Source organism: Collimonas pratensis (assembly GCF_001584185.1).
Lineage (GTDB): Bacteria > Pseudomonadota > Gammaproteobacteria > Burkholderiales > Burkholderiaceae_D > Collimonas > Collimonas pratensis.
This window is the reverse complement of the sequence record NZ_CP013234.1, coordinates 4505342-4530978: the sequence shown is the minus strand read 5'-3', so window position 1 is coordinate 4530978 and position 25637 is coordinate 4505342. Positions and strand designations below refer to the sequence as shown.

Genomic DNA, 25637 nt, shown 5'->3' with positions numbered 1-25637 from the left:
GCACAGCCATGCTTACGCGGCCAGATCCGCTTCTGACGTAAACGAATCCGCATAAAACTCTTCCGCCGGCAATTTGCACAGGGCGACAAAGTCGCGCTGTGCCGATTCCACCACCACCGGTGCGCCGCAGGCGTAGACCTGGTAAGCCGACAGGTCCGGGAAATCGTCGATCACCGCCTGGTGCACGAAGCCGCCGCGGCCCTGCCATTGATCTTCCTGCAATGCGTTGGAAATGACCGGCACGAACTTGAAGTTCGGCAGCGTCGCCGCCCATTCCTCGCACAGCGCCATCATGTACAAGTCTTGCGGCCGGCGGCCGCCCCAGTACAAAGTGATCGGCCGTTGCGAGCCGGTGTGGATGCACTGCTCGACCAGCGCCTTGATCGGCGCGAAGCCGGTGCCGGACGCCAGCAGCACCATCGGCTTTTCCGAGTCTTCGCGCAGGAAGAAGGTGCCGAGCGGCCCTTCCAGGCGCAGGATGTCGCGCTCTTTCAGCGTAGTGAACACCTGGTCGGTAAACAAGCCGCCCGGCATGTGGCGGATATGCAGCGTCAGATGCTCGTCCTTGTAAGGCGCGTTGGCCATGCTGTAACTGCGGCGCTTGCCGTCGCGCAGAATGAATTCGATGTACTGACCGGCCAGGTATTGCAGGCGCTCATTGGCCGGCAGCTGCAGCGACACGATGACGACATCGTCGGCCACCTTGTCGATTTTTGCCACCCGGGTCGGCATTTTACGCACCGGGAATTCGCCGACGCCGGCCACTTCGCGGGCTTCGATGGTGACGTCGGAATGCGGCGTGGCGCAACAGAACAGGGCAAAGCCGAGTTGTTCTTCTTTTACCGGCAGCGCTTTTTCCTGGTGCGGGCCATGGCTGATCTCGCCTTCCAGCAACTTGCCCTTGCAAGAGCTGCAAGCGCCGTTCTTGCAGCCGTAAGGAAGGCCCACGCCGGCGCGTATCGCGGCGGTGAGGATGGTTTCGCCTTCGTCGCAAGTAAATTGTCGGCCGCTAGGCTGAACCGTTATCTGAAAACTCATACAATCCTGTAATGAAAAATATAAATACAAATATAAAAGCGCATTATGGCGACAGGCTGGGCAAGCCACGCCTGCTGATTCTTGGTTGCGGCGATGTTGGATTGCGTTTGTTGCCGCTGTTGCAACATCGGTTCCGCGTTTTCGCGGTCACCAGCCAGCCGGAGCGCTGTGCCGAGCTGCGCGCCGCCGGGGCGATTCCACTGGTGGCGGATCTTGATCAACCATCGACGCTGGGGCGCCTGGCGCGTCTGGCGCAGTTTGTCGTGCATCTGGCGCCGCCGCAGTCCGCCGGTGAGAAAGACCGGCGCACCCGCAATCTGGCCGCCATTCTACCCGAGCGCGCCACTCTTGTTTATATCAGCACCACCGGCGTCTACGGCGATTGCGGCGGCGCCCTGATCGACGAAACTCGTGCGCTGGCGCCGCACAACGGCCGCGCCATGCGCCGCGTCGATGCGGAACAGGTGCTGCGCGCCTGGGCCCGGCGCCGCAACGGCCGGCTGGCGATCTTGCGCGTGCCTGGCATCTATGCAGCAAACCGCCTGCCGCTGGAGCGTCTGCACAAGGCGACCCCGGCGTTGAACGCCGAAGACGACGTGTATACCAATCATATTCATGCCGACGACCTGGCGCGCATTATCGCCGCGGCGCTGTTCAAGGCGGCGCCCTTGCGGATCTACCACGCCAGCGACGATTCGCGGCTGAAGATGGCCGAGTATTTCGACCTGGTGGCCGAGGCCTTCGGCCTGCCGCCGCCGCCGCGCCTGCCGCGCGCCGAACTGGCGCAGGTGGTGTCGCCGATGCTGCTGTCGTTCATGTCGGAATCGCGCCGTCTGCAAAACCAGCGCGTGAAGCTGGAACTGGGGGTGCGCCTGCGCTTTCCTGACGTTGCGGCAGCTCTGCCGGCGCTGGCTGCGGACCGGAAAACCAAGCCGGGCGGTTAAAATTTGCGCTCATGTGAAGGTTTTATATCTGTTTTTTGCATAAGCATAGAAGTTATAAGTTGTTGTAAGGCGGAAAGTTGACCGATAAAGTGAAAAGTAAATAAAAAATCCACTTTATATGCGCTTGCCGACTAAGCAGCGCTGCAACGCTACCGGTCGCCGCTTCCCATGAAATTATCTTTTAAGCATGTCAACAAGCAGTTTTCCGGCTTGCCGGTGATTGCTGACTTTAGCCGCGACATCGAAGAGGGCGAACTGGTCGCGCTGGTCGGGCCTTCCGGTTGCGGCAAATCGACGCTGCTGCATCTGGCGGCCGGTCTCGGCGCTCCCAGCAGCGGCGCGGTGCTGGCCGATGGCGTCAGCATCAAGGGGCCGCATCCCGAACGCATGCTGATGTTCCAGGAAAATGCCTTGTATCCGTGGCTGACGCTGGAAGCCAATGTGGCGCTGGCGCTGGAACTGCAAAAAGTCAGCAAGGCCGGCGCCCGCCAGCAGGCGCGCGACTGGCTGGCCAAGGTCAGCCTGCAGGGTTTCGAAACCTATTATCCGCACCAGGTGTCCGGCGGTATGCGGCAGCGGGCGGCGCTGGCGCGCGCTTTCATCAGCAAGCCGAAAGTACTGTTGCTGGATGAGCCGTTCGGCGCGCTCGATGCCCTCACGCGCATGACCTTGCAGGATTCCCTGCGCCAGCTGATCCGGGAAGAGCGTCCGACCGTGCTGCTGGTCACGCACGATGTCGACGAAGCCTTGTTCCTGGCCGACCGCATCCTGGTGTTCAGCCCACGTCCGGCCACGGTGCTGCGCGAGTTCACACTGAACCGGCATGAGAAGACCCACGATCTGTCCGAATTTGCCGCCACTCGGCGGGAGATTCTCTGCCTGCTCGGAATCCATGCAGAGCAGGACGCATTCGCTAAAAAACTTGAGGATATCGCCGCATGAGATTCATAAAATTCGTCAACCCCGGATTCAAATCATTCTTGTTGCTGCCGACGCTGTTGCTGGCGCTGGCAGGCCATGTCTCGGCCACGGAAAAATTCAAGATCGGCTATCTGCGCGTGATGGACGATGCGCAGGCGATCGCCGCTTTCGAGGGCGGTTTTTACAAAAAGCATGGCCTGGATGTCGAGCTGATCGAATTCAAATCCGGCACCGATCTGATCAAGGCCATTGTCGGCGGCCAGCTGGATAGCGGCGTGCTCGGCTTTACCAATGCTGCAGCCTGGGCTTCCAAGGGCGCCGACCTGAAAGTCGTGGCGGGCGCCCAGCACGGTTACCACGCGCTGGTGGTACGCGAAGACAGCGGCATCAAGGATGTCGCCGGACTCAAGGGGCATACCCTGGCCTCGCAGGCGGAAGGCAGCACCGCCGACACGGTGCTGAAAGGTGTGACGCTGAAGAACGCTGGCCTTAAGGCAGATGACGTCAACATCCTCGGCGTCAGTCCACAGGTGGCGGTGCAGTCGCTGGTCGGCAAGCGCGTCGATGCCGCCTTCCTGTTTGAACCGCAGGCCAGCATTGCGAAACTGGTGGCGCCGGTGAAGCAGATCTATGAAGTCGGCGAAGTCTGGCCTTTCCCTTGCATGGTGGTGATCACTTCCGGCGAGACGCTGGCGAAACGGCGCGAGGCGGTCTGGAAATCGCTGGATGCACAGCGCGAAGCGATCAACCTGCTGCAAAAAGATCCCGCCGCGGCATCCAAATTGATTGCTGGCTATTTCATCGCCGACCCGACCCTGAAAACCCTGAAGCACGGCGACTTGCTGCGCGAAACGGTGATCAGCGACGCCATCAAGAGCCAGACCTTCAGCGCCGTGCTGACCGCCAAGGAGCTGGCGCGCATGCAGGAACTGGCGGATATCCTGCAACAGCAGGGTTCCCTGAAAACGCGCGACGGCAAGCCGTTCAACGTCAACGCGATCATCGATCTCGACTGGCAAAAAGACCGCAAACTTTGAGCATGTCGTCCCCGCGAACGCGGGGACCCAAGTTACCGAGCAGGGTCATGAAGATGGATTCCCGCGTTCGCGGGAATGACCGGGACGCGTAGTCGGGGTCGCCTAGGCTGTAATTCCAGAATCACTTACGCTTTCTTCGTTTTTGTTTATCGCGATTTTTTCAACCATCTCGAATTGTTCTAGTTCATCTATGAGTACTCAAAGCCGGCTGCTCGGTTATCGCAAAAAGCTCGCCATGCTGCTGGCCATCGTGTTCATCTTCCTGCTGTGGCAGATCGCCGCCTGGTCCTTGCCGGATTTCCTGATGCCGGGCGTGCTGCCGGTGCTGGGACGCTTGTGGCAAGAGGTGCAGACGCCTGAATTCCGTACCGCCTTGTGGGGCAGCCTGACCCGCCTCGGCGGTGGCTATGCGGCGGCGATGCTGTTCGGCATCGGCTTCGGCCTGGTCGGCGCGGTGCTGTTCTTCTTCCGCGAGGTACTGAAGTCGGCCATCATCATCCTGCAATCTATCCCGTCGATTGCCTGGGTGCCGCTGTTCCTGATATTGATGGGCTTCGGCAATCTGCCGATCATGGTGGTGGTGGCGCTGGCGGCGTTTTTCCCGGCCGCGCTGAGCGTCATGAACGCCACTGAAAGCGTGCAGCAGGTGCATGTCTCGGCGGCGCGGGTGATGGGCGCAACCCGTTGGGACATGCTGAAGCGGGTTTATCTGCCGGCGGTCATGCCGGAGTTGATCACCGGCGCTCAGTTGGCCTTCGGTAACGCTTGGCGCGCACTGATCTCTGCCGAGATGCTCATCGGTTTTGGCAAGGGGCTGGGACGGACCTTGGCTTATGCCGGCGAAACCGCCGACATGGTTGGCGTCATGACCAACATCCTGGCGATTGCGATCCTGGCGGCGCTGATCGACCAGGTCGTCCTGGAAAACCTGAAGCACCGGGTATTGCGCTACCAGTACGTCTGACGCGCCTGGCTGATTTCCATGAAACCTCTGTCGCGCTTCTTGCCTCTTGCCGCTACCTTCCTGCTGCTGGCTTACGCCTTGCAAGCAAGCGCCGGCGCGGCCAGCTTGCAGCAGATCAGGCAGCGCGGTACGTTGCTGGTCGGCGTCAATCATGTCGCGCCGCCATACGTTGCCGGCGCCAAGTACCGCACGCAGGAAGGTTTTGACCAGACCGTGGCGGCAGACCTGGCGCAGCGTCTCGGCGTACGCCTGAAGATGGTGGCGCTGACTGCGCAAAACCGCGGCCAGGCGCTGGCGCAAGGGCAGGTCGACCTGCTGCTGCTGAACCTGCCGGACGCCGAAGCCGCTGCTTTACGCGCCAGCGCCAGCCTGCTGCCGACCGCCTACCAGGCCGGTCCCAAACTGATCATGCGCAACGACACCGACATCAAACGCCTGGCGCAACTCAAGGGGCGCAGCGTCTGCCTGGCGCAAGGCAGCGCCTATGTCGGAACCATGGCGGCCAATTACGCTGCGCGGGAGAAAGTCTACCCGGCGCCGGCCGATGCCTTGCTGGCGCTCAGGACGGGCGTCTGCGATGCTGCGGTGCATGACGACGCCGTCCTCAACGGCATGCTGGCGCTGCCCGAATGGAAGAAATTTTCGGCCAGTTTGCCGCTGAAGGCGATGCCGGTGCGGCTGACCTTTGCACTGCGGCCGCAAGATGATGTGCTGCGCGCCTATCTGCAACGGCTCAACCGGGAGTGGGGCAGCAGCTACTGGCCGGCACAGCAAAAAAAATGGATCAATGACGTCGCCTTCGAAGTCTATCTGGATCAGAACGTCCCCGACTGCCACTGAATTTCATTCAGCCGGCACTTCTCTGCAAGCAGCCGATTTATTTCCTATTGCCTCGGATAGCAACTAAAATCCAGGCTAGATCGCGTCTTTTTTCCATCGAATCTACGGAGAAGCCGTCGCATAAAAGAATTTAATGTGGCGGCGTCCCTGCTAGGATTCGATCTGCAAGAGCCGTCCCCGGACTCCCACGCCTAACGATGGGAGCCGTTATTAAAAAAACATTATATTAAAGACAGACGAAAGGAAAAGCCATGTACGCACGGACCAAATTGATGATGGTGTTGTTGGCAGCATTCCCAGCGCTCGCGATGGCGCAGGAGACACAAGAAGTAAAAATCGGCTTCAGCAGCCCGCTGACCGGTCCTCAGGCATCTGCCGGCCGCGATAACCAAGGTGGTCTGGCCATGGCGATCGACAAGCTGAATAGCCAGGGAATGGTTATCGGCGGCAAGAAAATCAAGTTCGTAGCGCAAATGGAAGACGACCAGGCGGATCCGCGTGCCGGCGTCGCCGTCGCGCAAAAACTGGTCGACATGGGCGTCAAGGCGGTGGTCGGTCCTTACAACTCGGGCGTGACGATTCCTGCTTCGCGCGTGTACAACGATGCCGGCATCGTCATGGGCACCGTGGCTTCCAATCCAAAAGTGACTTTGCAGGGCTTCCACTCGGTGTTCCGCGTGGCTGCCAGCGACAGCCAGCTGGGCGGCAAGATGGCGCTGTACGCTGCCAAGGAACTGAAGGTCAAGACCGTCTCGATCATCGATGACCGCACTGCGTACGGCCAGGGCCTGGCGGAAGAGTTCTCGAAGGTGGCCAAGGCTAACGGCATCAAGGTGCTGGGCAACGATTTCACCAATGACAAGGCGACCGATTTCACCGCTATCCTGACCTCCATCAAGGCCAAGAAGCCGGATGCGATCTTCTTTGGCGGCTACTCGCCACAGGGCGGTCCGATGATGCGCCAGATGAAGCAGCTGGGCGTGAACACCAAGTTCCTCGGCGGCGATGGCATCTGCGCACCGGAAATGGGCCGTCTGGGCGGCGACGCGATTACCGACCAGGTGTACTGCACCCAGGGCGGCGCCTTGCTCGACAAGCTGGCTTCCGGCAAGACTTTCGCGGCGGATTACCAGAAGCGTTACAGCCGTCCGGCCGAAACCTATGCTGCCTCGTTCTACGACGGCATGATGGTGATCGCGCAGGCGATGAAAGACGCTAACTCGGTCGATCCTAAGCAATACGCCGCGGCGCTGGAAAAGATCCACTACAAAGGCGTTGCAGGCGTATATGAGTTCGACGCCAACCACGACCTGAAGCAATCGCCAGTCACGGTGTACCGCTTCAAGGCCGGCGCGCCAGAAGCTTTGACTAGCTACTAACAAGTTCACGCGTGGGCACAGGTGCCCACCCTACCTCCAGACAAGCGAAGTAGGGTGGGCAAGTTTTTTGCCCACGTATCGCCTGCAATTCTGCAGTTCTCTTTGCACAAAATTCCCATGCTAAGTTACACACGCACCATTCACACGGTCGATGCCCATACTGGCGGCGAACCGCTGCGCATCGTGATTTCCGGCTTGCCGCCGGTGCCGGGCAAGACCATTCTTGAACGCCGCAGCTGGCTCAAGGCGCAACGCGACGATGTGCGTCAGTTCCTGATGAACGAGCCGCGCGGCCACGCCGACATGTACGGCGCCTACCTGCTGCCGCCGGTCACCGAAGCAGCCGATTTCGGCGTGATCTTCATCCATAACGAAGGCTATAGCGACATGTGCGGCCATGGCATCATCGCGCTGGGCAAGGTGCTGGTCGAGCTGAATCATGTCGAGCGCACGATACCGCTGACGCGCATCGGTTTCGATACCCCGGCCGGCTTTATCGAAGCCCAGGTCGAGTGGGATGGCCAGCGCGCCGGCGCCGTCACCTTCCGCAATGTGCCGGCCTTCATTTACCAGCGCGATGTCGAAGTCGAGACGCCGAGTTTCGGCAAGGTTAGCGGCGACATCGTGTTCGGCGGCGCCTTTTACTACTACATGAACGGTGACCAGGCAGGGGTCCAGATCAAGCCCGAGCAGGTGCGCCAGCTGATACAGCTGGGCGCGGAAACCAAGCAGGCGGTCAAGGACAAAGTCAAGATCCAGCATCCGCTCGAACCGGGCCTCGATACCCTGTACGGTACCATCATCGACGGCGCGCCGAACGATCCGGCGGCGGATCAGGCCAATGTCTGCATCTTTGCCGACCGCGAAGTGGACCGCTCGCCGACCGGCACCGGCACCTCCGGCCGCGCCGCGCAATTGTTCCTGCGCCAGCGGCTGGCGCTGAATCAGCCGCTGGTCAATGAAAGCATCGTCGGCAGCTGCTTCCGTGTGCGCGTGACCGAGACTGCCAAGGTAGGTGACTTCGATGCCGCCATTACCGAAGTCACCGGCAATGCCCACATCATGGGCTTCAACCAATGGGTGCTGGAAGACAGCGATCCGTTCCCGCAAGGTTTTTTCTTGCGCTGATCCCGTTTAAGGATGGACGACAGGCCAATGCAAATTTTCAATGCTGAACAGACTGCCGCCGCGCTGCCATTTGCGCAACTGGTACCGGCACTGGTCAAGGTCGCGCAGCAACTGCGCGAAGGCAAGATCAACGCACCCGAACGCATGGTGGTGGAAATCGACAAGGCCAGCGTGCTGCTGTGCATGCCGGCGGTGGCCGCCGACATCGGCATGACCAAGCTGATCACCGTGCACGCCAATAACGCTCAGCATCAGTTGCCGGCGATCCAGGGCGAAGTGGTGGTGTTCGACGCCGCCAGCGGCCGCCGCCTGGCGCTGTTGCACGGACCAACCGTCACCGCGCGCCGCACTGCAGCGGTCAGCCTGCTCGGCATCGAGGCGCTGCTGCCGCGCAAGCCGCGATCCGCGCTGTTGATCGGCACCGGCGTCCAGTCAATCGCCCACGTCGATGGACTGGTCGATTATTTCGGCATCAGCGAATTCTGGATCTCTGCCCGCGACCTGGCCAAGACCCAGGCTTTTTGCGATGACCTGCAGCGGCGTCATCCGCAGATCGCGATCAAGCCGCTGGCGGCCGCCGACTTGGCCAGCGCGTTGCCGCATACCGATCTGGTGATTGCCCTGACCACTTCGCGCACAGCGGTGATCCCGCCACATATCGCAGCCGATACGCTGGCGATAGGCGTCGGCGCCTTCAAGCCGGACATGGTGGAATTCCCGGCCGAACTGCTGCACAGCCGCACGGTAGTGGTCGACTGCCTGGCCGGCGCCAAGCATGAGGCCGGCGATCTGATACAGGCGCAGATCGACTGGAGCAAGGTGCGTGAATTGCCCGACGTGCTGGCGCATGGCTTCGTTCAGCAAACGCTGCTGCCGGTGTATAAGACCGTGGGCCAGGCCGCCTGGGACCTGGCAGCGGCGCGGGTAGCGATTGCTTCCTTGCGGGCTTAGACGAATCGCAGCAACGCCGGCCAGCGTTTTGTGAGAACCTGATCACCCGCAAAACGGCCGGCGCCGGCGAGTAATATCCAGAACAGCAGCAAGCCGTAGAGTACTTCCGGCAGGTAGAGAAACCAGTCGTACCAGTCGAGCGGACCAAGACCGGCTGGAATCTTGTGGATGCCGTCGGTAGCAGTCGCGACGCTGACAATCGCCAGCAGGACCAGCGCACTCGGCCTGGTCAGCAAGCCCAGGCCCAGGAGGGCGCCGAACACAAATTCAAACATGGCGACGAACACAGCATTGAATTCCGGAAAAGGAATGCCGGCGTGCTGCATGGTGTCGAGCATGGCGGCCTGGTTGGCTGGCACGAACAGTTTGTTGTAGCCGGAAATCGAAAAAAACAGGCCGACGTTGACGCGGGCAAGCAATAGTGGCAGCCACTGCAGCGACTGCCGTAATTGGACGAGGCGATCAATTACAATCATGCGATTTCCGGTGATAAAACAATGAAGACTGTGCATGCTGCCACTGTCGATGAACGATAATAGACTGTCATCATCTGCGTTTAGTTGCGACTAATCGCAGATTCTGGCCGTGCACGCTACAAAACAAGGGGATGAATTTGATTCGCGATGCTACCGCAGCCGATTGCACGAGCCTGACCGCCTTGTCGATACAGGTCTGGCTGCACACCTACGCCACGGAAGGCGTCAGCGACGATCTTGCGCGAGAAGTGCTGTCGACATTTACACCCGCTTATTTCCAGGATCTGATCGGCGACCCCGATTACCGTTTGCTGGTCGACGTTGATGAAGATAATTTGCTGGGTTATATCCTGCTCGATCTGGACTCACCATGCGAGACTGAAAATTACGGCGGCGTCGAGGTCGACACGCTCTATGTGCAGGAACACTTTCATGGCCGCGGCATCGGCCGTGCGCTATTGGATCACGCCAAGCAGAATGCCGGCGAGCGGCTGTGGCTGACGGCATGGGCCGGCAATGCCCAGGCCCTGGGTTTTTACAAGGCCTACGGCTTTGCCGACATCGGTATGACCTGGCACGAATTCGAAGAGCAGAAATACGAGAACCGGATCCTGGTTCTGCAAACATCCTAAGCCGCCCTGATTGCGCAAAGCGATCTTTTATAACACCGTCATCCCCGCGAAAGCGGGGGATCCATTTTCATTGCCTTGGTCAGCAATCTGGATTCCCGCGTTCGCGGGAATGACTGTCTGTTGAGCGCTCCTTAAGCGCCCATCCAGGGCAAACCAGCCTTGCACCAGCCGTTGATGTTCTTGCGATGGCCTTTGTCGTCCTTGTCGCCCTCGAAGCCTTCCAGGATATTGAAACAGTTGTTGTAGCCATGCTCGGTCGCCAGTTTGGCGGCATGCTGCGAACGCACGCCGGAACGGCACAGGAATAGCAGCGGCGTGCCTTTTTCTGCGATCTGCGCCAGTTGCGCCAGGAAGTCCGGATTCTGTACGCCGCCTGGATATTGCGACCACTGCACTGCTGCGTGCTGGGCGTTCTGGATCGCGACGCGGCCGACCCAGTCGCGCTCGGCATTGGTGCGCACGTCGACCAGCATCACGGCAGGTTCTGCTTCCAGCAAGGCGAAAGCCTCGCCTGGCGTTACGGCGCCGGCATAGGGAAGCTGGTCGGTCTGGCCGCGCTGCTTGGCGGTGGTGAGGATTTCGCTGCTGGTGGCCATGGTGTTTCTCCTGGAAATTACCGGTTTATCGAATCGAAAACTCAAATCTCGTCTTGTTGCACCAAAATAGCGCAAAACATCAATTTATCGCATGGTGCGCACGGAAATAGTGCCATTGCGAGCGATCGCACCGATATGGTGATTTGCTTTTATGGTAATGATATGGGCCGGCGAGCTCAAAATCGCTGAATTCAGCCTTCCGAACTAGCAAATTACAATACCGACTATGGGCCGTTTCGTAAAAGGATGGTGGCATGGATTCTGCTATCATCCTGCCTGAGTTCTGGTCGTACTGAGTTGCTGTCCGGTCATAGTTTCTCACTACCTGTTCATGATGTTACTGCGACGCTGAGTTTGCGCGCAACAGATCCTGGACCGGTGCGCACAATTCAATTCGCAATATTTTCATATTCCTTAGGAGATTCACATGGCAATGACGGCCGCAGAAGTCTTGAAAATGGCAAAAGACAACGAAGTCAAATTCGTTGATTTTCGCTTCGCTGACACTAAAGGCAAGGAACAGCACGTAACTGTCCCGGTCTCTCATTTCGATATCGATAAATTCGAATCGGGTCATGCATTCGACGGTTCTTCTATTGCTGGCTGGAAGGGTATTGAAGCTTCCGACATGTTGCTGATGCCGGATCCGAATACCGCGAACATCGATCCGTTCATGGAAGAAACCACATTGTTCATGCAATGTGACGTCATTGAGCCATCCGACGGCAAAGGTTACGACCGCGACCCGCGTTCGATCGCCAAGCGCGCAGAAGCCTACCTGAAATCGTCCGGCCTGGGCGACACCGCCTACTTCGGTCCGGAACCGGAATTCTTCATTTTCGACGACGTCCGCTGGGGCGCCGACATGTCGGGCTGTTTCGTCAAGATCGGTTCGGAAGAAGCATCGTGGAGTACCGGCGCCAAGCTCGAAGGCGGCAACACCGGCCATCGTCCAACCGTCAAGGGCGGCTACTTCCCAGTGCCGCCAGTCGACAGCTTCCAGGACATGCGTTCGGAAATGTGCCTGATCCTGGAGTCGCTGGGCATCCCGGTTGAAGTGCATCACCACGAAGTGGCCGGCGCCGGCCAGAACGAAATCGGCACCAAGTTCTCGACCCTGGTCGAGCGCGCCGACTGGACCCAGAACCTGAAGTACGTGGTCTGGAACGTTGCTCACACCTACGGCAAGACAGCGACTTTCATGCCTAAGCCTATCGTTGGCGACAACGGTTCTGGCATGCATGTGCACCAATCGGTCTGGAAAGACGGCAAGAACCTGTTCGCAGGCGACGGCTATGCCGGCCTGTCGGAATTCGCGCTGTTCTACATCGGCGGCATCATCAAGCACGCCAAGGCGCTGAACGCGATCACCAACCCAGGCACCAACTCGTACAAGCGTCTGGTGCCAGGCTACGAAGCACCGGTCAAGCTGGCTTACTCGGCACGCAACCGTTCCGCTTCGATCCGTATTCCGCACGTGGCGAATCCAAAGGGCCGCCGCATCGAAACCCGTTTCCCGGATCCGCTGGCTAACCCGTACCTGTGCTTCTCGGCATTGCTGATGGCAGGTCTGGACGGCGTGCAGAACAAGATCCATCCGGGCGAAGCAGCGTCGAAGGACCTGTACCATCTGCCGCCGGAAGAAGACAAGCTGATCCCTACCGTTTGCGCTTCGCTGGAAGAAGCATTGGAAGCGCTGGACAAGGATCGCGAGTTCCTGACCCGCGGCGGCGTATTCAGCGACAGCATGATCGATGCTTACCTGGACCTGAAGATGCAAGAAGTTCAACGCTACCGCATGACGACACACCCGATCGAATTCGACATGTACTATTCGGTCTAAGCCGATTCGGAAATGTTGATGGCCGGCCTTGCGCGTTGCAAGGCTGGGCGGCAAGATAAAAAGGACAGGGAATTTTTTCCTGTCCTTTTGTTTTTCGTGCGCCGGTTTTATCTATCCATCTCCTATAAGTAATAATATGTAGGATGGTTTGTCATTGGATGTTTCTTGACATAAACTAGCGTCTCCATTGAATTGCGAAGAATATCTATGAAGCGTCTCATGTTGCGTTTTTCCCCAGGATTTCTGCTGCTGGCCGCCGTCAGCATGCTTGGCAGCGTCGCGCATGCCGAAAGCGAAGTGTTTCTGTGCGTGGACCAGAACGGCGTCAAGGAATACAAGAATACCGGCGACACCAAGGGCTGCAAGCGCGTCAGCCTGCCGCCGCTGACGGTGACCTCGTCCGGCGGCAGCGGCAACAAGGCGCCGCGCGAAGCGGCTGCCGGCAAGCCGGCGGCATCGACGCCGACCGATTTCCCGAAAGTGGACAACGGCACGCAAAAGGCGCGTGACAACGATCGCCGCCAGATCCTGCAGGACGAGTTGAGGAATGAGCAACAGCGCCTGGCGGATCTCAAGAGTGCCTACAACGACGGCACGCCGGAGCGCCAGGGCAACGAAAAGAACTACGCTAAGTATCAGGACCGCGTGGCGTCAATGAAGGAAGACATCTCCCGCAGCGAGAAAAACATCGATGCGCTCAACCGGGAGCTGTCGAATCTTAAGTAGCACCAGCGCATGGTATCAACCTTGCTTAATGCATAAGGCCGCCATCGCGGCCTTTATTTTTGCCTATCCGGTTTAAGATAAGGAAGCGCCGGATGCACCATATTGTGGCAATCCGGCATATTAGCCACCGACATCGCTTACAAAGCTTGTTATGCTCGGAAAATGCACCATTTCAATCACCCAGATACTTCCCGTGACAGCGCTGCCTTGTCGCCTGCGGGCGGCTTTGTCTGCTGCAGGCGGCGCCAGCCGCCATCAGGTCTTTTCATGAGGATGCCCGGATGCCAATAAAAACTGCCGAACGGAACGTGCTGGCCAGCCTCGATCTGCTGGCATCGGCCGTGCTGGTGCTGGATCCGCATGCGCGCCTGGTGTTTGCCAACGCCGCCGCAGAAAACATGCTGGAAAGCTCTTGCCGTTTGCTGAAGCAGCAAACGCTGTCGGACCTGTTCCTCAACCCGGAACAGCTGCTGGTGATTTTCCAGCAGGCGCTCGAGCACCAGTTCGATGATTCGCGCCAGGACCTGATTCTGGAGCGGGTGGGGCGCGAGCCCTTGTGGGTCGACACCATCGTCACTGCGCTCGACAATCCCGAGATGCCCGTGCTGATCGAGCTGCGCGAGAACGTGCAGCAGCTCAAGCTGGAGCGCGAGGAGCGCCTGATCGACCAGAGCCAGGTCAACAAGGAACTGGTGCGCAACCTGGCGCATGAAATCAAGAATCCGCTGGGCGGCATCCGCGGCGCGGCGCAGTTACTGGAACTGGAGTTGCCGGAGCGCCACGTCAAGGAGCTGCGCGAATACACGCAAGTCATCATCAAGGAGGCGGACCGCCTGCAGACCCTGGTTGATCGCTTGCTGGCGCCGCACCGGCTGGCGCAGATCGTCGGCGACGTCGACATCCATGAAGTGTGCGAACGGGTGCGCAGCCTGATCGTCGCCGAGTTTCCCAGCGGCCTCACCATCAAGCGCGATTACGACCTGTCGATCCCGGAATTCCGCGGCGACAAGGAGCAGCTGATACAAGCCATCCTGAATATCGCCCACAACGCTGCGCAAGCCTTGAGCGAGCGCATCAAGGCTGGCGATGCCGAGCTGGTTTTCCAGAGCCGGGTGGTGCGCCAAGTGACGCTGGCCAAGGTGCGTTACCGGCTGGCACTAGACTTGCATATCACTGACAATGGACCCGGCATCCCGGCCGAGATCCAGGAACGCATTTTCTATCCGCTGGTATCGGGCCGCGATGGCGGCAGCGGCTTGGGTTTGACGCTGGCGCAGACCTTTGTGCAGCAGCACATGGGTGTCATCGAATGCGAAAGTCGGCCGGGGTGCACGGATTTCAGAATTCTTATACCACTGCCTTGAAGCCTGTTTTTATCGCAAGATTGGCGAGAACGAACGGCTTATACCGGTAAGTGTTTAGCGTGGCATAAAGAGAAAAGATCATGAAACCAATCTGGATTGTTGACGACGACGAATCGATACGATGGGTGCTTGAAAAAGCGCTGGCCCGCGAGAACCTGACGACCAAGAGTTTTTCCAATGCGCGCGACGCGATTGAAGCGCTGCAAACCAATACGCCGCAGGTGCTGGTGTCGGACATCCGCATGCCCGGCGCCTCCGGCCTTGAGCTGCTGCAAACCGTCAAAGCCAAGTTTCCCGGCGTACCGGTAATCATCATCACCGCATTCTCCGATCTGGATTCGGCGGTGGCGGCCTTCCAGGGCGGCGCCTTTGAATACCTGGCCAAGCCGTTCGATGTCGACAAGGCGGTCGAACTGATACGCCGTGCGCTGGAGGAGAGCTTGCGCGAAGCGAATGTCGAGCAGGCTTCGGCCGAGACGCCTGAAATCCTCGGCCAGGCGCCGGCCATGCAAGACGTGTTTCGCGCCATTGGCCGCTTGTCGCAATCGAATGTGACGGTGCTCATCACCGGCGAATCCGGCACCGGCAAGGAGCTGGTGGCGCGTGCCTTGCACAAGCACAGTCCGCGTGCCGCGCAGCCATTCATTGCGCTCAACACCGCGGCGATCCCGAAAGACTTGCTGGAGTCGGAATTGTTCGGCCATGAGCGCGGCGCCTTCACCGGTGCCCAGGCATCGCGCCGCGGACGGTTCGAACAGGCCGAAGGCGGCACCTTGTTCCTCGATGAAATCGGCGACATGCCTTTCGATTTGCAGACGCGCCTGCTGCGGGTGCTGTCCGACGGTCATTTCTACCGCGTCGGCGGCCACCAGTCGCTGAAAGCCAATGTCAGGGTCATCGCCGCCACCCACCAGAACCTGGAAATCCGGGTGCGCGAAGGCTTGTTCCGCGAAGACTTGTACCACCGCCTGAACGTGATCCGGCTGCGCCTGCCGAGCTTGCGCGAGCGGCGCGAAGACATTCCTATCCTGACCCGCTACTTCTTGAGCCAGAGCGCCAAGCAATTGGGCGTGGAAAGCAAGCGCGTCTCGGACAACGCCATGCGTTTCATGAGCGGCCTGGAATTACCTGGCAACGTACGCCAGCTGGAAAACCTGTGCAACTGGATCACCGTCATGGCGCCAGGCCAGACGGTGGAAATCAAGGACTTGCCGCAGGATCTGGTGAGCGGCCGCGAACAGGGAACGCAGCTGGAAAGCCCGGCCCATCGGCCAGTGGCGTTCGATCCGCATTTTTCTGCCTCGACCTCGGGCAGCGGCGCTGCGCTTGCGCCTTATGCAGAGGCGGCGCCAGCGGCGGTTCCGGCACCGGGTGTCAGCGAAAAGCAAAGCTGGATCAGCTTGCTGGAAACCGAAGCTGCAAGCATGCTCAGCAACGGCGATGCCGACGTCATGGATGTGCTGGGGCGGCAGTTCGAATCGGCCCTGATCAAGATCGCCTTGCGCCATACCCATGGCCGCAAGAACGATGCCGCGGTGCGCCTGGGCATAGGCCGCAACACCATCACGCGCAAGATCCAGGAACTGGGGATTGCCGGCGCCAAGGACGATTGAGAATACGGACGCGCTAGCGTGTAGTGATTTTTACTTCACTATATGCAGCGCGCGTTTCAGCTCTCTCAGCGTGGCAAGTGGATAGAGATACGACGTGCCGACGATGGACGAGACGGCGACTTTCCCCTGTTTGCAATAGCGGCGAAAGGTCGCGATCGAAACGCCCAGATATTCTGCCGCCTCATCCGCTGTGAATTCACTATCCTGCAAATGGCCGAACAGTTCTGCATGGCTGAGATTGTCGCCATTGGAGAAGGCGCGCCTGGCAATCAGCGAGAAGAATTTCTCCCGTTCTTGCGAGGGCATCTGCTGCAGGCTTTTGAAAAGTGTTTCAGCTGTCTGGGTCATTTGTCGCATCCATTAAATCGCCGGTCGTGGCGTCGTCGATATCAAATCTGGCCCGCCTCATCTTCAATCACAGCCTGGAAAGGTTTGTGCTGTTTTTTCGCAAAGACCGAAAAGGGTTTCATATAGCTCGCTGGATGGGCCATGGCAACTCTCATTTCTATCAAATATGATATAGATCACTATCGATCGCAAGCTGCAAACGGTGAAATGAGATATCGGCTTCTACTTCAGGCTGCGCCGCAAGGTGGCGCAGCCGATTGCCATATATCGCACCGGGCGGCATGATTGCATGTGCTTCCGGCTGGTGGTTCTATCATCGAGCAATCCATCGATAACAAGATTATTCGTCCGTCCGCGGTTATGCGGCTCAAGAAGCTTTAAAATTTGTCCCGATTGGCAAACGCGAATGCTGCTTGTGATTAAAATGATAATCCCGGCATTTGCGCGAGCCAACAGGTGGCTGTATCGCTGTTTCCGCGATGCTGCCTATGCTTACTTATTGCCTGAGGGCAGGGACCACATGATCGCTCGTAACTACCTGAATTGCCGTATCGCCTCCGCCTTGACGCTCACCGCCTTGCTGGCGGCCTGCGGCTCCAGCGTGCCGCTGGCCGACACCAAGCCGGAACCGACCTTGCCGAACCTGCTCAAGCTGGAACCGACGCCGTCAGCCGCTCTGCTGACCGGCAATTTCTTTTGCGAGCTGGGCAACCGGGTCGATCTCGCCAGCGCTGCCGGCGACGGCAGCGTCAAGCTGACCTGGAAGGGCCGCAGCTATCCGATGACTACCGTCAGCACCACCACCGGCGCCGTGCGCCTGGAAGACAAGGCCAGCGGCCTGGTCTGGATACAGATCCCGGCCAAGTCGATGCTGCTCAATTCCAAGCTCGGCCAGCAGCTGGCGAACGAATGCAAGCTGCGTTGATTGCCTGAAGCGGCAGGGCGTTCGGATTGAGAGTATAGATAGAAGCAGTGCGGTTCCCGGTTTCAGGTTTTGCTTTCGGCCTAAAGGAAAATCATGTCGGCTCACATTTCCAACGCCCGCCCGAAATATGACAAGGTGCTGATCGATATCGTCGATTACGTCAGCAAATACAAGATCACTTCCAAAGTGGCGTACGACACCGCGCGCAACTGCCTGATCGACACCCTCGGTTGCGGCCTGGAAGCCTTGGAATACCCGGCTTGCAAAAAGCTGTTGGGGCCGCTGATTGCGGGCACCGTGGTGCCCAACGGCGCCAAAGTGCCCGGCACCCGGTTCCAGCTCGATCCGGTCCAGGCTGCCTTCAATATCGGCGCCATGATCCGCTGGCTGGATTTTAACGACACCTGGCTGGCAGCCGAATGGGGCCATCCGTCGGACAATCTGGGCGGCATCCTGGCGACGGCCGACTGGCTGTCGCGCACTGCCATCGCCGCCGGCAAGAAGCCGCTCAAGATGAAAGACGTGCTGAGCGCGATGATCAAGGCGCACGAAATCCAGGGTTGTATCGCGCTGGAAAATTCCTTCAACAAGGTTGGCCTCGACCATGTGGTGCTGGTCAAGGTCGCCTCGACTGCGGTAGTCGCAGAGATGATGGGCCTGACGCGCGAAGAAATCCTCAATGCGGTATCGCTGGCATGGGTCGACGGCCAGTCGCTGCGTACTTATCGTCACGCGCCGAATACCGGTTCGCGCAAATCCTGGGCCGCCGGCGATGCGACCTCGCGCGCGGTGCGCCTGGCGCTGATCGCCAAGAGCGGCGAGATGGGCTATCCATCGGCGCTGACCGCCAAGATCTGGGGTTTCTACGATGTCTCGTTCAAAGGCCAGCCGTTCAAGTTCCAGCGCAAGTACGCATCGTATGTGATGGAAAACGTGCTGTTCAAGATTTCCTTCCCGGCCGAGTTTCATGCGCAAACCGCGGTGGAAGCGGCCATGACCCTGCACGCGGCGCTGGTCAAGGCTGGCAAGCCGGTGGGCGACATCAAGAAGATCACCATCCGCACCCACCAAGCCTGCATCCGTATCATCGACAAGCAGGGGCCGCTCAGCAATCCGGCCGACCGCGACCACTGCATCCAGTACATGGTAGCGGTGCCGCTGATTTTCGGCCGCCTGACTGCCGCCGACTATGAAGACGGGATTGCCGCCGACAAGCGCATCGATATCCTGCGCGCCAAGATCGTCTGTGTTGAAGACCCGGGTTTCACCAAGGATTACCATGATCCGGGCAAGCGCTCGATCGCCAACGCCATCACGATTGAATTCAAGGATGGCAAGAAATTCAAGGAAGTCGTGGTCGAATATCCGATCGGCCATGCGCGCCGTCGCAAGGACGGCATTCCGCTGCTGGAAGCCAAGTTCAGGATCAACCTGGCGCGCCAGCTGTCGGCCAAGCAGCAACGGGCGATCCTGGAAGTTTCGCTGGACCAGAAGCGGCTGGAAGAGATGGCGGTCCATGAGTATGTTGACTTGTATGTGATCTAAAAAACCGTGTTCCGCTTCGGCGGCGCACAATAGCATATGCAGTGAGACGCCCGCAGAGGCGTAGCGTGGGCAAGGAACATTTTCCCGCCCAGCGATTCTTTTCAAGAAACCAGGAGACAGCATGAGTTTCGCCACCTTTTATCAGCGCTCGATCGATGATCCGTCTGCGTTCTGGACCGAACAGGCGCGCCGCATCGACTGGCACCATCCCTTCTCGCAAGTACTGGACGACAGCCGGCCGCCATTTACCCGGTGGTTTGTCGACGGCGCCACCAACCTCTGCCACAACGCGGTCGACCGTTGGGTGGCGACGCGCGGCGAGCAGCCGGCCTTGATCGCGATTTCCACCGAGACCAATAGCGAGAAGACATATTCCTACCGTGAACTGCACGCGGAAGTCCAGCGTATGGCCGCCATCATGCAATCACTAGGCGTCGGCCGTGGCGACCGTGTGCTGATCTACATGCCGATGATTGCCGAGGCCACCTTCGCCATGCTAGCCTGCGCCCGCATCGGCGCCATCCATTCGGTAGTGTTCGGCGGCTTTGCCGCGCACAGCCTGGCGAGCCGCATCGACGACGCTACGCCGAAACTGATCGTCTCTGCTGATGCCGGTTCGCGCGCCGGCAAGATCTTGCCTTACAAAGGTTTGCTGGACGAGGCGATCAAGCTGGCGCAGCACAAGCCAGCCCAGGTTTTGCTGGTCAACCGCGGCCTGGCTGCGATGGCAACGGTCGCCGGCCGCGATCTCGATTATGCCGAGCAGCGCCAGCGGCACATGGACGCCAAGGTGCCGGTGACCTGGCTGGAATCCAACGAAACCTCTTATATCCTGTACACCTCCGGCACCACCGGCAAGCCCAAGGGCGTGCAGCGCGACGTCGGCGGCTACGCGGTGGCGCTGGCGACATCGATGGACACCATCTTTTGCAGCAAGGGCGGCGGCACGTTTTTCTGCACCTCCGACATTGGCTGGGTGGTCGGCCACTCGTATATTGTCTACGGCCCCTTGATTGCGGGCATGGCGACGATCTTGTATGAGGGACTACCCGTTTTGGCAACATCGCGGCCCGACGCCGGCATCTGGTGGAGTATCGTCGAGAAGTACAAGGTCACGCGCATGTTCTCGGCACCGACCGCGATCCGGGTCCTGAAAAAGCAGCCGCCCGAGCTGATGCAAAAATACGATTTGTCATCCTTGCAGGCGCTCTACCTGGCCGGCGAGCCGCTGGATGAAAACACCTCCAGCTGGATTTCAGCGGCGCTAGGCGTGCCGGTGATTGACAATTACTGGCAGACCGAATCCGGCTGGCCGATCATGACCGTCGCCAAGAATATCGAAAACAAGCCGAGCAAGCTGGGCAGCCCCGGCCTGCCGATGTACGGTTACAAGGTGCGGCTGTTGAACGAAGCCACCGGCGCGCTGTGCGGCGCCAACGAGAAGGGCGTGGTGGTGATCGAATGGCCGCTGCCGCCCGGCTGCCTGCAAACCATCTACGGCGACGACCAGCGCTGCGTCGCCACCTACTGGGCGACACGGATGCCGGACAGCGGGCTGCCGGCCTACTCGACCTTCGACTGGGGCATCCGCGACGAGGACGGCTATTACTTCATTCTCGGCCGCACCGACGATGTCATCAATGTCGCCGGCCACCGGCTCGGCACGCGCGAAATCGAGGAAAGCATTGCCAACCATCCGAATGTGTCCGAGGTGGCGGTGGTAGGCGTCGAGGACAAGTTGAAGGGGCAGGTGGCGGTGGCTTTCGTGATTCCCAAGGCAGCGGAAAGCAGCGCCGAAGGGCGGGCCAGGCTGGAGACGGAGATCATGCGCGTGGTCGACCAGCGCCTAGGCAGCGTCGGCCGGCCGGCACGGGTGTATGTGGTCGGCCTGTTGCCGAAAACCCGCTCCGGCAAGCTGCTGCGCCGTTCCATACAGGCGCTCTGCGAAGGGCGCGATCCCGGCGACCTGACCACGATAGAGGATCCGGCCTCGCTGCAGCAGATCAAGGATGCCTTGCGCGTTTGAAGCCGGCGCGGAAAATGCTGCGGCTTTGACTATGGCGGCGGCGGGGGTATGATGACAGATTAGCTCTTGTAACCTGCTTTCATATCCATCCCAGCCATGACGCACATCATACGCCCGGCCACCATTGCCGATGCAGCAGCTATTTGCCATATCTACAATCCCTACATCCTCGACACCGTCATCAGCTTTGAAACCGAGCCAGTGACGGCCGAGCAGATGCGCCAGCGCATCCTCGACATCACGGCCAACCTGCCGTGGCTGGTGTGCGTCGAGGGGGATGAAATCCTAGGCTACGCCTACGCCACCAAATGGCGTGCGCGCGCGGCGTACCAGCACGCAGTGGAAAGCTCGGTGTATCTGTCGCCGCTGGCTGCCGGCAAGGGACTCGGCAGCGCGCTGTACCGTGCGCTGATCGCCGAACTGGAAAAATTGCCGGTGCATACGGTGATCGGCGGCATCGCCTTGCCTAACGCCGCCAGCATCGGCCTGCATGAAAAAATGGGCTACGTCAAAGTCGCGCATTTTGCCCAGGTCGGCAAGAAATTCGACCGCTGGATCGATGTCGGCTATTGGCAACGGGTATTGCGATGAAACAGGCGTCGCCACCGTTACCGCCGCTGCCGGTGGTCGACGGCGTGGCGCCCAGCTATCTGTGGCTGCCGGTGGAAACCTGGCCGAATCTGCTGGCATTCCTCGAGCAGCGCTTTCCGGCGATTTCCAGCGCGACCTGGGTGGAACGCATGGCGCGCGGCGAGGTCGTCGACCACACTGGTGCGCGGCTGGCGCCGGATAGCCCCTACCGCCGCGGCAGCTGTATTTTCTACTATCGCGAATTGGATGCCGAGACGCCGATTCCGTTTGAAGAAACCATCCTCTATCAGGATGAGCGGATACTGGTGGCCGACAAGCCGCATTTCCTGCCGGTGATTCCGAGCGGACGCTTCCTGCACGAGACCTTACTGGTGCGCCTGAAAAAGAAAACCGGTCTGGCGCAGCTGACGCCGATCCATCGGCTTGACCGTGAAACCGCCGGCGTGGTGATCTTTTCTCACGACATCGCCAGCCGCGGCGCTTACCAATCGCTGTTCCAGCAGCGGCGGGTCGACAAGACTTATGAGGCGCTGGCGCCAACCCGGCCCGGGCTGGCGTTGCCGCTGGTGTATCGCAGCCGCATGGTCGACGGCACGCCGTTTTTCCGCATGCAGGAAGAAGCCGGCGAGGCTAATTCGGAAACCCGCATCGAACTGATCGAAGAGCGGCAAGACTGCAGCCTTTACCGCCTGCATCCGCTGACCGGCAAGAAACATCAACTGCGTGTACATTTGGCTGCATTAGGGATACCGATCATCAACGATGCCTTTTATCCCGATGTCTATCCCTGCAAGGGCGACGACTGGTCGGCGCCGCTGAAATTGCTGGCCCGGGAGATCGCTTTCATCGATCCTCTGGATGGCCGCCAGCGCCATTTCAGCAGCCAGCGCCAGCTTTGAAACTCAACAAGGAATTAACCAGCAGATGAGCAATACCAGGAGAACGCAATGAGATCAACCCGAGCCACGGCGGCGGTCGAACGTCTCAATGCCCGCAGCAGCGAAGTACGGTATTCGATGGTGCGCACCGCGGAAGAATTGTTTTACCTGACCCAGAACGCCGGCTTTGAAGCGCCCATCAAGCTCAGCGACGCGCTCGAGCTGGATGACTTCGTGCGCTTCGTCAACGCCTACGGCCCGCAAAAGCCGAAGCGCATCAGCAAGCTCGATGTCGCGTTTGAAAAGCAGCTGAAGAAAAAAGAATAGCCATGCCATGAACACGCAAGCCGACAGCAAGGTGCATGCGATCCTGGTGCACGGCATGGGCCGCACCCCGGCCTCGATGCTGCTGCTGTCCAGGCGCTTGCGTGCGGCTGGCATCACCACCCATCTGTTCGCTTATTCTGCGGCCTTTGAGCGCTGGCAATCTTGTCTGGAGCGCCTGCGCAAGTTCATCGTGCTGCGCGCCGGCGACGAGCGTTTCATCATGGTCGGCCATTCGCTCGGCTGTGTGTTGACGCGCGGTGTCTTGCCGCAGCTGGAACACGCGCCGGAAATGGCCTTCCTGCTGGCGCCGCCAACCCGCGCCTCCAGCTATGCGATCAAGTTGTCGCGCTGGCGCCTGTTTCGTTTGCTGACCGGCGAAATGGGACAACTGCTGGCCAGCCAGGAATTCATGGACAGCCTGCCGCTGCCGTCCATCCCGCTGCACGTGTATGCCGGCATCAAGGGACCGCGCGCCAGCTGGATGCCGTTCGGCGACGAGCCCAACGACGGCATCCTGTCGGTCGGCGAAGTGCAGCTGGGCACGCTGCCGCTGCATCTGCTGCCGACCATCCACACCGTCATCATGAACTCGCGCCAGGTGGCGCGCGATATCGTCGCCATCGTCCAGCGTTCCTGAGTTCTCCCTTAGCGTGCCGGTGCAGGAATCCCCGGAATCAGGTCGCCGCCCGCCTGATGCCCCTTGATGCGCAACACCAGTATCGCTGCAATGATGCATGCCGCACCCATCAGCATCGACGACAAGGTATAGCTGCCCAGGCTGTTGCGCAGCGAACCCGCCAGCATGGTGGCGCTGGCTGCGCCCAGCTGGTGGCCGGCGACGATCCAGCCGAACACGATAGGCGCCGCCAGCCGGCCAAACACATCGTTGGCCAGGCGCACGGTCGGCGGCACGGTGGCGATCCAGTCCAGGCCATAAAACAGCGCGAAGACCGGCAAGCCGAAATAGCTCAGGCCGAAAGCATGCGGCAAGAAAATCAGGGCGATGCCGCGCAAGCCGTAGTACCAGAACAGCAGCACGCGCGGATTGTAGCGGTCTGACAGCCAGCCCGACATGGTGGTGCCGACCAGGTCCAGCATGCCCATGGCCGCCAGGATGCTGGCGCCGCCCACGGCGCTGATGCCGTAGTCGCCGCACATGGCGATGAAATGCGAACCGATGTAGCCATTGGTGCTCATGCCGCAAATGAAGAAGCTGAAAAACAGCAGCCAGAAGTCGCGGATCTTGACTGCTTTGCCCAGTGCGCCAAAAGCGATCGACAAAGGATTCTTGCCCTTGCTGACGGCTTCCGGCGGCAAATCGTCATGCTGGCCGTAACGCTTCAGGCCGATATCCTGCGGCCGCTCCGGCAGGAAAATCGCCACCAGCGGAATCGCCAGGGCCGCCACGCTGGCCACCAGGATCGCCACCGAACGCCAGCCGAAATGCTCGACCATATAGGCCATCAGCGGCAGGAACACCATCTGGCCGGTGGCGGAACTGGCAGTCAGCAAGCCCATCGCCAGCCCGCGCCGTGTCTCGAACCAGCGGCTGACGATGGTCGCTGCCAGGGTGTTGGCGGCGACGCCGCTGCCGGCGCCCACCAAAATGCCCCAGGCCAGCACCATATGCCACGGCATCGTCATGAAGGTGCTGGCGAACGTCCCCGCCGCCAGCAGCACCAGGGCGCCCAGCACGATGGGCCGGATGCCGTAGCGCTGCATGGCCGCCGCCGAGAACGGCCCGATCAGGCCGTACAGCGCGATATTCACCGAAATGACGAAGGAGATGGTGGTGACAGTCCAGCCGAATTCATGTTCCAGCGGCAGTATCATCACCGACGGCGTGGCGCGGATCCCGGCCGCGGACAGCAGGACCAGGAAGATGATGCCGACGACTATCCATACGTAGCTGAAACGCAGGCGCGCCATGATGGCTTGGATGGTGGTGTTCATGGGATGGCGTGCTCGTGTTGTTCGAACTTGTGGTTAGCGGTGTCGACCAGATTCATCAAGGCATGATGTGTCTCGTCGCCCAGGATGGCATCGATTTCGTTTTGCGCCTTGCGCCAGTTGGGCATCGATTTTTGCCACTTGTCGCGCCCGGCGCTGCTGAGGCGGACGCCGAAGGAGCGCTTGTCGGTCAGCATTGCCAGCGGCAGGTCGACGGTCTCAATCCAGCCGAGCGCAATCAGGGGCTTGAGCGTGCGGCTCATGGTGCTGCGGTCCATCCCCATGTTGACGGCCAGCGGGATGGCGCCGATCGGCCCGTATTTGCCTATCCTGGCCAGCAGGGAATACTGGCTGATGGTCAGTTCATCCGCGGCAAGATAGTGATCGTAGATATTGGTCATCTTGCGTGTGAGCTGGCGCAGGGTGGAACAGCTACATTGGCTTAGCATGGGTGTCCTTTTTATCGTGCATATACATCGATGCATATGCATGATATGGTTGCGGCGAGTGCTTGTCAACACACATGTTGTAATTTGAGCGTTTGGTATTTGGTGTAAAGTGCAGGCGTGGCGGATCCGGTCTCTTTTACGCACCG

The 25637-nt window shown here is 59.8% G+C and carries 26 protein-coding genes; 20 read left to right on the top strand and 6 right to left on the bottom strand.

All coding sequences use genetic code 11. From position 1 onward, the window contains the following. Positions 1-12: 12 nt before the first annotated feature. The gene (locus CPter91_RS20175; protein ID WP_061943299.1) at positions 13-1038 is read right to left on the bottom strand and encodes a CDP-6-deoxy-delta-3,4-glucoseen reductase; all 1026 of its coding nucleotides are present in this window, start codon (positions 1036-1038) and stop codon (positions 13-15) included. An 11-nt stretch (positions 1039-1049) separates the two neighbouring features. Between CPter91_RS20175 and CPter91_RS20170 the strand changes: the two genes are divergently transcribed. The 8 genes from CPter91_RS20170 to CPter91_RS20135 all read left to right on the top strand — a co-directional run bounded on the left by CPter91_RS20170 (position 1050) and on the right by CPter91_RS20135 (position 9202). Beyond that, entirely contained in the window at positions 1050-1982 is a 933-nt protein-coding gene (locus CPter91_RS20170) for an NAD-dependent epimerase/dehydratase family protein (RefSeq protein ID WP_061943296.1), read from the top strand. 168 nt (positions 1983-2150) lie between these two features. Next, positions 2151-2924 carry an ABC transporter ATP-binding protein gene (locus CPter91_RS20165; RefSeq protein ID WP_061943293.1) on the top strand — a complete coding sequence of 258 codons (774 nt, stop codon included), beginning with the start codon at positions 2151-2153 and terminating at the stop codon, positions 2922-2924. Further along, on the top strand, positions 2921-3940 hold the full coding sequence (locus CPter91_RS20160; protein WP_061943291.1) for an ABC transporter substrate-binding protein: 1020 nt from the start codon (positions 2921-2923) through the stop codon (positions 3938-3940). The genes CPter91_RS20165 and CPter91_RS20160 overlap by 4 nt, the downstream gene beginning before the upstream one ends. A gap of 190 nt (positions 3941-4130) precedes the next feature. Then, positions 4131-4904, top strand: coding sequence for an ABC transporter permease (locus tag CPter91_RS20155; protein ID WP_061943288.1), 774 nt, complete (start codon positions 4131-4133; stop codon positions 4902-4904). Positions 4905-4922: 18 nt separating this feature from the next. Beyond that, on the top strand, positions 4923-5744 hold the full coding sequence (locus CPter91_RS20150) for a transporter substrate-binding domain-containing protein (RefSeq protein WP_061943285.1): 822 nt from the start codon (positions 4923-4925) through the stop codon (positions 5742-5744). Between the two features lie 251 nt (positions 5745-5995). Beyond that, the gene (locus CPter91_RS20145) at positions 5996-7123 is read left to right on the top strand and encodes a branched-chain amino acid ABC transporter substrate-binding protein (RefSeq protein ID WP_061943281.1); all 1128 of its coding nucleotides are present in this window, start codon (positions 5996-5998) and stop codon (positions 7121-7123) included. A gap of 117 nt (positions 7124-7240) precedes the next feature. Next, positions 7241-8251, top strand: a complete 1011-nt coding sequence (gene lhpH, locus CPter91_RS20140) for a trans-3-hydroxy-L-proline dehydratase (RefSeq protein ID WP_061943277.1) — start codon at positions 7241-7243, stop codon at positions 8249-8251. Between the two features lie 27 nt (positions 8252-8278). Continuing rightward, on the top strand, positions 8279-9202 hold the full coding sequence (locus CPter91_RS20135) for a delta(1)-pyrroline-2-carboxylate reductase family protein (protein WP_061943274.1): 924 nt from the start codon (positions 8279-8281) through the stop codon (positions 9200-9202). Here the strand turns inward: CPter91_RS20135 and CPter91_RS20130 are convergent. Then, positions 9199-9678 (bottom strand): DoxX family protein, encoded by a 480-nt coding sequence (locus CPter91_RS20130; protein WP_061943272.1) that lies wholly within the window; start codon positions 9676-9678, stop codon positions 9199-9201. The genes CPter91_RS20135 and CPter91_RS20130 overlap by 4 nt on opposite strands. Positions 9679-9809: 131 nt before the next feature. Between CPter91_RS20130 and CPter91_RS20125 the strand changes: the two genes are divergently transcribed. Then, positions 9810-10310 (top strand): GNAT family N-acetyltransferase, encoded by a 501-nt coding sequence (locus CPter91_RS20125; protein WP_061943270.1) that lies wholly within the window; start codon positions 9810-9812, stop codon positions 10308-10310. Positions 10311-10441: 131 nt separating this feature from the next. Here the strand turns inward: CPter91_RS20125 and CPter91_RS20120 are convergent, their stop codons facing one another. Then, the gene (locus CPter91_RS20120; RefSeq protein ID WP_061943268.1) at positions 10442-10906 is read right to left on the bottom strand and encodes a rhodanese-like domain-containing protein; all 465 of its coding nucleotides are present in this window, start codon (positions 10904-10906) and stop codon (positions 10442-10444) included. Positions 10907-11333: 427 nt separating this feature from the next. Here CPter91_RS20120 and glnA point away from each other — a divergent pair, with 427 nt between their 5' ends. The 4 genes from glnA (at position 11334) to ntrC (ending at position 16452) form a co-directional block, all read left to right on the top strand. Then, entirely contained in the window at positions 11334-12749 is a 1416-nt protein-coding gene (gene glnA, locus CPter91_RS20115) for a type I glutamate--ammonia ligase (protein WP_061943267.1), read from the top strand. Positions 12750-12956: 207 nt separating this feature from the next. Continuing rightward, positions 12957-13475: a DUF4124 domain-containing protein gene (locus tag CPter91_RS20110; protein ID WP_231879974.1), complete on the top strand. Its 519-nt coding sequence runs from the start codon at positions 12957-12959 to the stop codon at positions 13473-13475. Positions 13476-13756: 281 nt separating this feature from the next. Next, a complete protein-coding gene (gene glnL / locus CPter91_RS20105) occupies positions 13757-14839 on the top strand; it encodes a nitrogen regulation protein NR(II) (protein WP_099047226.1) in 1083 nt (360 codons plus the stop codon). An 80-nt stretch (positions 14840-14919) separates the two neighbouring features. Continuing rightward, positions 14920-16452, top strand: coding sequence for a nitrogen regulation protein NR(I) (gene ntrC / locus CPter91_RS20100; RefSeq protein WP_061943263.1), 1533 nt, complete (start codon positions 14920-14922; stop codon positions 16450-16452). Positions 16453-16482: 30 nt separating this feature from the next. Here ntrC and CPter91_RS20095 read toward each other — a convergent pair whose 3' ends face one another. Further along, positions 16483-16800 (bottom strand): helix-turn-helix domain-containing protein, encoded by a 318-nt coding sequence (locus CPter91_RS20095; RefSeq protein WP_061943261.1) that lies wholly within the window; start codon positions 16798-16800, stop codon positions 16483-16485. 520 nt (positions 16801-17320) lie between these two features. On the opposite strand from CPter91_RS20095, the gene CPter91_RS20090 reads away from it, so the two are divergent. The 7 genes from CPter91_RS20090 to CPter91_RS20060 all read left to right on the top strand — a co-directional run bounded on the left by CPter91_RS20090 (position 17321) and on the right by CPter91_RS20060 (position 23729). After that, a complete protein-coding gene (locus tag CPter91_RS20090; protein WP_061946456.1) occupies positions 17321-17725 on the top strand; it encodes a hypothetical protein in 405 nt (134 codons plus the stop codon). Between the two features lie 93 nt (positions 17726-17818). After that, on the top strand, positions 17819-19270 hold the full coding sequence (locus tag CPter91_RS20085; RefSeq protein WP_061943260.1) for a bifunctional 2-methylcitrate dehydratase/aconitate hydratase: 1452 nt from the start codon (positions 17819-17821) through the stop codon (positions 19268-19270). A gap of 121 nt (positions 19271-19391) precedes the next feature. Then, positions 19392-21296: a propionate--CoA ligase gene (locus CPter91_RS20080; protein WP_061943258.1), complete on the top strand. Its 1905-nt coding sequence runs from the start codon at positions 19392-19394 to the stop codon at positions 21294-21296. Between the two features lie 96 nt (positions 21297-21392). Then, positions 21393-21887, top strand: a complete 495-nt coding sequence (locus CPter91_RS20075; RefSeq protein ID WP_197481601.1) for an arsinothricin resistance N-acetyltransferase ArsN1 family B — start codon at positions 21393-21395, stop codon at positions 21885-21887. After that, on the top strand, positions 21884-22786 hold the full coding sequence (locus CPter91_RS20070; protein WP_061943256.1) for an RluA family pseudouridine synthase: 903 nt from the start codon (positions 21884-21886) through the stop codon (positions 22784-22786). Before CPter91_RS20075 ends, CPter91_RS20070 begins: the two co-directional genes overlap by 4 nt. A gap of 48 nt (positions 22787-22834) precedes the next feature. After that, entirely contained in the window at positions 22835-23092 is a 258-nt protein-coding gene (locus CPter91_RS20065; RefSeq protein ID WP_061943255.1) for a hypothetical protein, read from the top strand. Between the two features lie 7 nt (positions 23093-23099). Next, positions 23100-23729 (top strand): esterase/lipase family protein, encoded by a 630-nt coding sequence (locus CPter91_RS20060; RefSeq protein ID WP_061943253.1) that lies wholly within the window; start codon positions 23100-23102, stop codon positions 23727-23729. An 8-nt stretch (positions 23730-23737) separates the two neighbouring features. On the opposite strand, the gene CPter91_RS20055 is transcribed toward CPter91_RS20060, so the two are convergent. Together CPter91_RS20055 and CPter91_RS20050 are read right to left on the bottom strand one after the other, a co-directional pair. Further along, positions 23738-25045: an MFS transporter gene (locus CPter91_RS20055; protein WP_061943252.1), complete on the bottom strand. Its 1308-nt coding sequence runs from the start codon at positions 25043-25045 to the stop codon at positions 23738-23740. Beyond that, positions 25042-25491 (bottom strand): MarR family winged helix-turn-helix transcriptional regulator, encoded by a 450-nt coding sequence (locus tag CPter91_RS20050; RefSeq protein ID WP_061943250.1) that lies wholly within the window; start codon positions 25489-25491, stop codon positions 25042-25044. Before CPter91_RS20050 ends, CPter91_RS20055 begins: the two co-directional genes overlap by 4 nt. Positions 25492-25637 lie beyond the last annotated feature (146 nt).

Bases quoted from the DNA above. Each gene is read 5' to 3' on its own strand.
- CPter91_RS20175 (WP_061943299.1), bottom strand. From the start codon at position 1,038: ATGAGTTTTCAGATAACGGTTCAGCCTAGCGGCCGACAATTTACTTGC.
- CPter91_RS20170 (WP_061943296.1), top strand. From the start codon at position 1,050: ATGAAAAATATAAATACAAATATAAAAGCGCATTATGGCGACAGGCTG.
- CPter91_RS20165 (WP_061943293.1), top strand. From the start codon at position 2,151: ATGAAATTATCTTTTAAGCATGTCAACAAGCAGTTTTCCGGCTTGCCG.
- CPter91_RS20160 (WP_061943291.1), top strand. From the start codon at position 2,921: ATGAGATTCATAAAATTCGTCAACCCCGGATTCAAATCATTCTTGTTG.
- CPter91_RS20155 (WP_061943288.1), top strand. From the start codon at position 4,131: ATGAGTACTCAAAGCCGGCTGCTCGGTTATCGCAAAAAGCTCGCCATG.
- CPter91_RS20150 (WP_061943285.1), top strand. From the start codon at position 4,923: ATGAAACCTCTGTCGCGCTTCTTGCCTCTTGCCGCTACCTTCCTGCTG.
- CPter91_RS20145 (WP_061943281.1), top strand. From the start codon at position 5,996: ATGTACGCACGGACCAAATTGATGATGGTGTTGTTGGCAGCATTCCCA.
- lhpH (WP_061943277.1), top strand. From the start codon at position 7,241: ATGCTAAGTTACACACGCACCATTCACACGGTCGATGCCCATACTGGC.
- CPter91_RS20135 (WP_061943274.1), top strand. From the start codon at position 8,279: ATGCAAATTTTCAATGCTGAACAGACTGCCGCCGCGCTGCCATTTGCG.
- CPter91_RS20130 (WP_061943272.1), bottom strand. From the start codon at position 9,678: ATGATTGTAATTGATCGCCTCGTCCAATTACGGCAGTCGCTGCAGTGG.
- CPter91_RS20125 (WP_061943270.1), top strand. From the start codon at position 9,810: ATGAATTTGATTCGCGATGCTACCGCAGCCGATTGCACGAGCCTGACC.
- CPter91_RS20120 (WP_061943268.1), bottom strand. From the start codon at position 10,906: ATGGCCACCAGCAGCGAAATCCTCACCACCGCCAAGCAGCGCGGCCAG.
- glnA (WP_061943267.1), top strand. From the start codon at position 11,334: ATGGCAATGACGGCCGCAGAAGTCTTGAAAATGGCAAAAGACAACGAA.
- CPter91_RS20110 (WP_231879974.1), top strand. From the start codon at position 12,957: ATGAAGCGTCTCATGTTGCGTTTTTCCCCAGGATTTCTGCTGCTGGCC.
- glnL (WP_099047226.1), top strand. From the start codon at position 13,757: ATGCCAATAAAAACTGCCGAACGGAACGTGCTGGCCAGCCTCGATCTG.
- ntrC (WP_061943263.1), top strand. From the start codon at position 14,920: ATGAAACCAATCTGGATTGTTGACGACGACGAATCGATACGATGGGTG.
- CPter91_RS20095 (WP_061943261.1), bottom strand. From the start codon at position 16,800: ATGACCCAGACAGCTGAAACACTTTTCAAAAGCCTGCAGCAGATGCCC.
- CPter91_RS20090 (WP_061946456.1), top strand. From the start codon at position 17,321: ATGATCGCTCGTAACTACCTGAATTGCCGTATCGCCTCCGCCTTGACG.
- CPter91_RS20085 (WP_061943260.1), top strand. From the start codon at position 17,819: ATGTCGGCTCACATTTCCAACGCCCGCCCGAAATATGACAAGGTGCTG.
- CPter91_RS20080 (WP_061943258.1), top strand. From the start codon at position 19,392: ATGAGTTTCGCCACCTTTTATCAGCGCTCGATCGATGATCCGTCTGCG.
- CPter91_RS20075 (WP_197481601.1), top strand. From the start codon at position 21,393: ATGACGCACATCATACGCCCGGCCACCATTGCCGATGCAGCAGCTATT.
- CPter91_RS20070 (WP_061943256.1), top strand. From the start codon at position 21,884: ATGAAACAGGCGTCGCCACCGTTACCGCCGCTGCCGGTGGTCGACGGC.
- CPter91_RS20065 (WP_061943255.1), top strand. From the start codon at position 22,835: ATGAGATCAACCCGAGCCACGGCGGCGGTCGAACGTCTCAATGCCCGC.
- CPter91_RS20060 (WP_061943253.1), top strand. From the start codon at position 23,100: ATGAACACGCAAGCCGACAGCAAGGTGCATGCGATCCTGGTGCACGGC.
- CPter91_RS20055 (WP_061943252.1), bottom strand. From the start codon at position 25,045: ATGAACACCACCATCCAAGCCATCATGGCGCGCCTGCGTTTCAGCTAC.
- CPter91_RS20050 (WP_061943250.1), bottom strand. From the start codon at position 25,491: ATGCTAAGCCAATGTAGCTGTTCCACCCTGCGCCAGCTCACACGCAAG.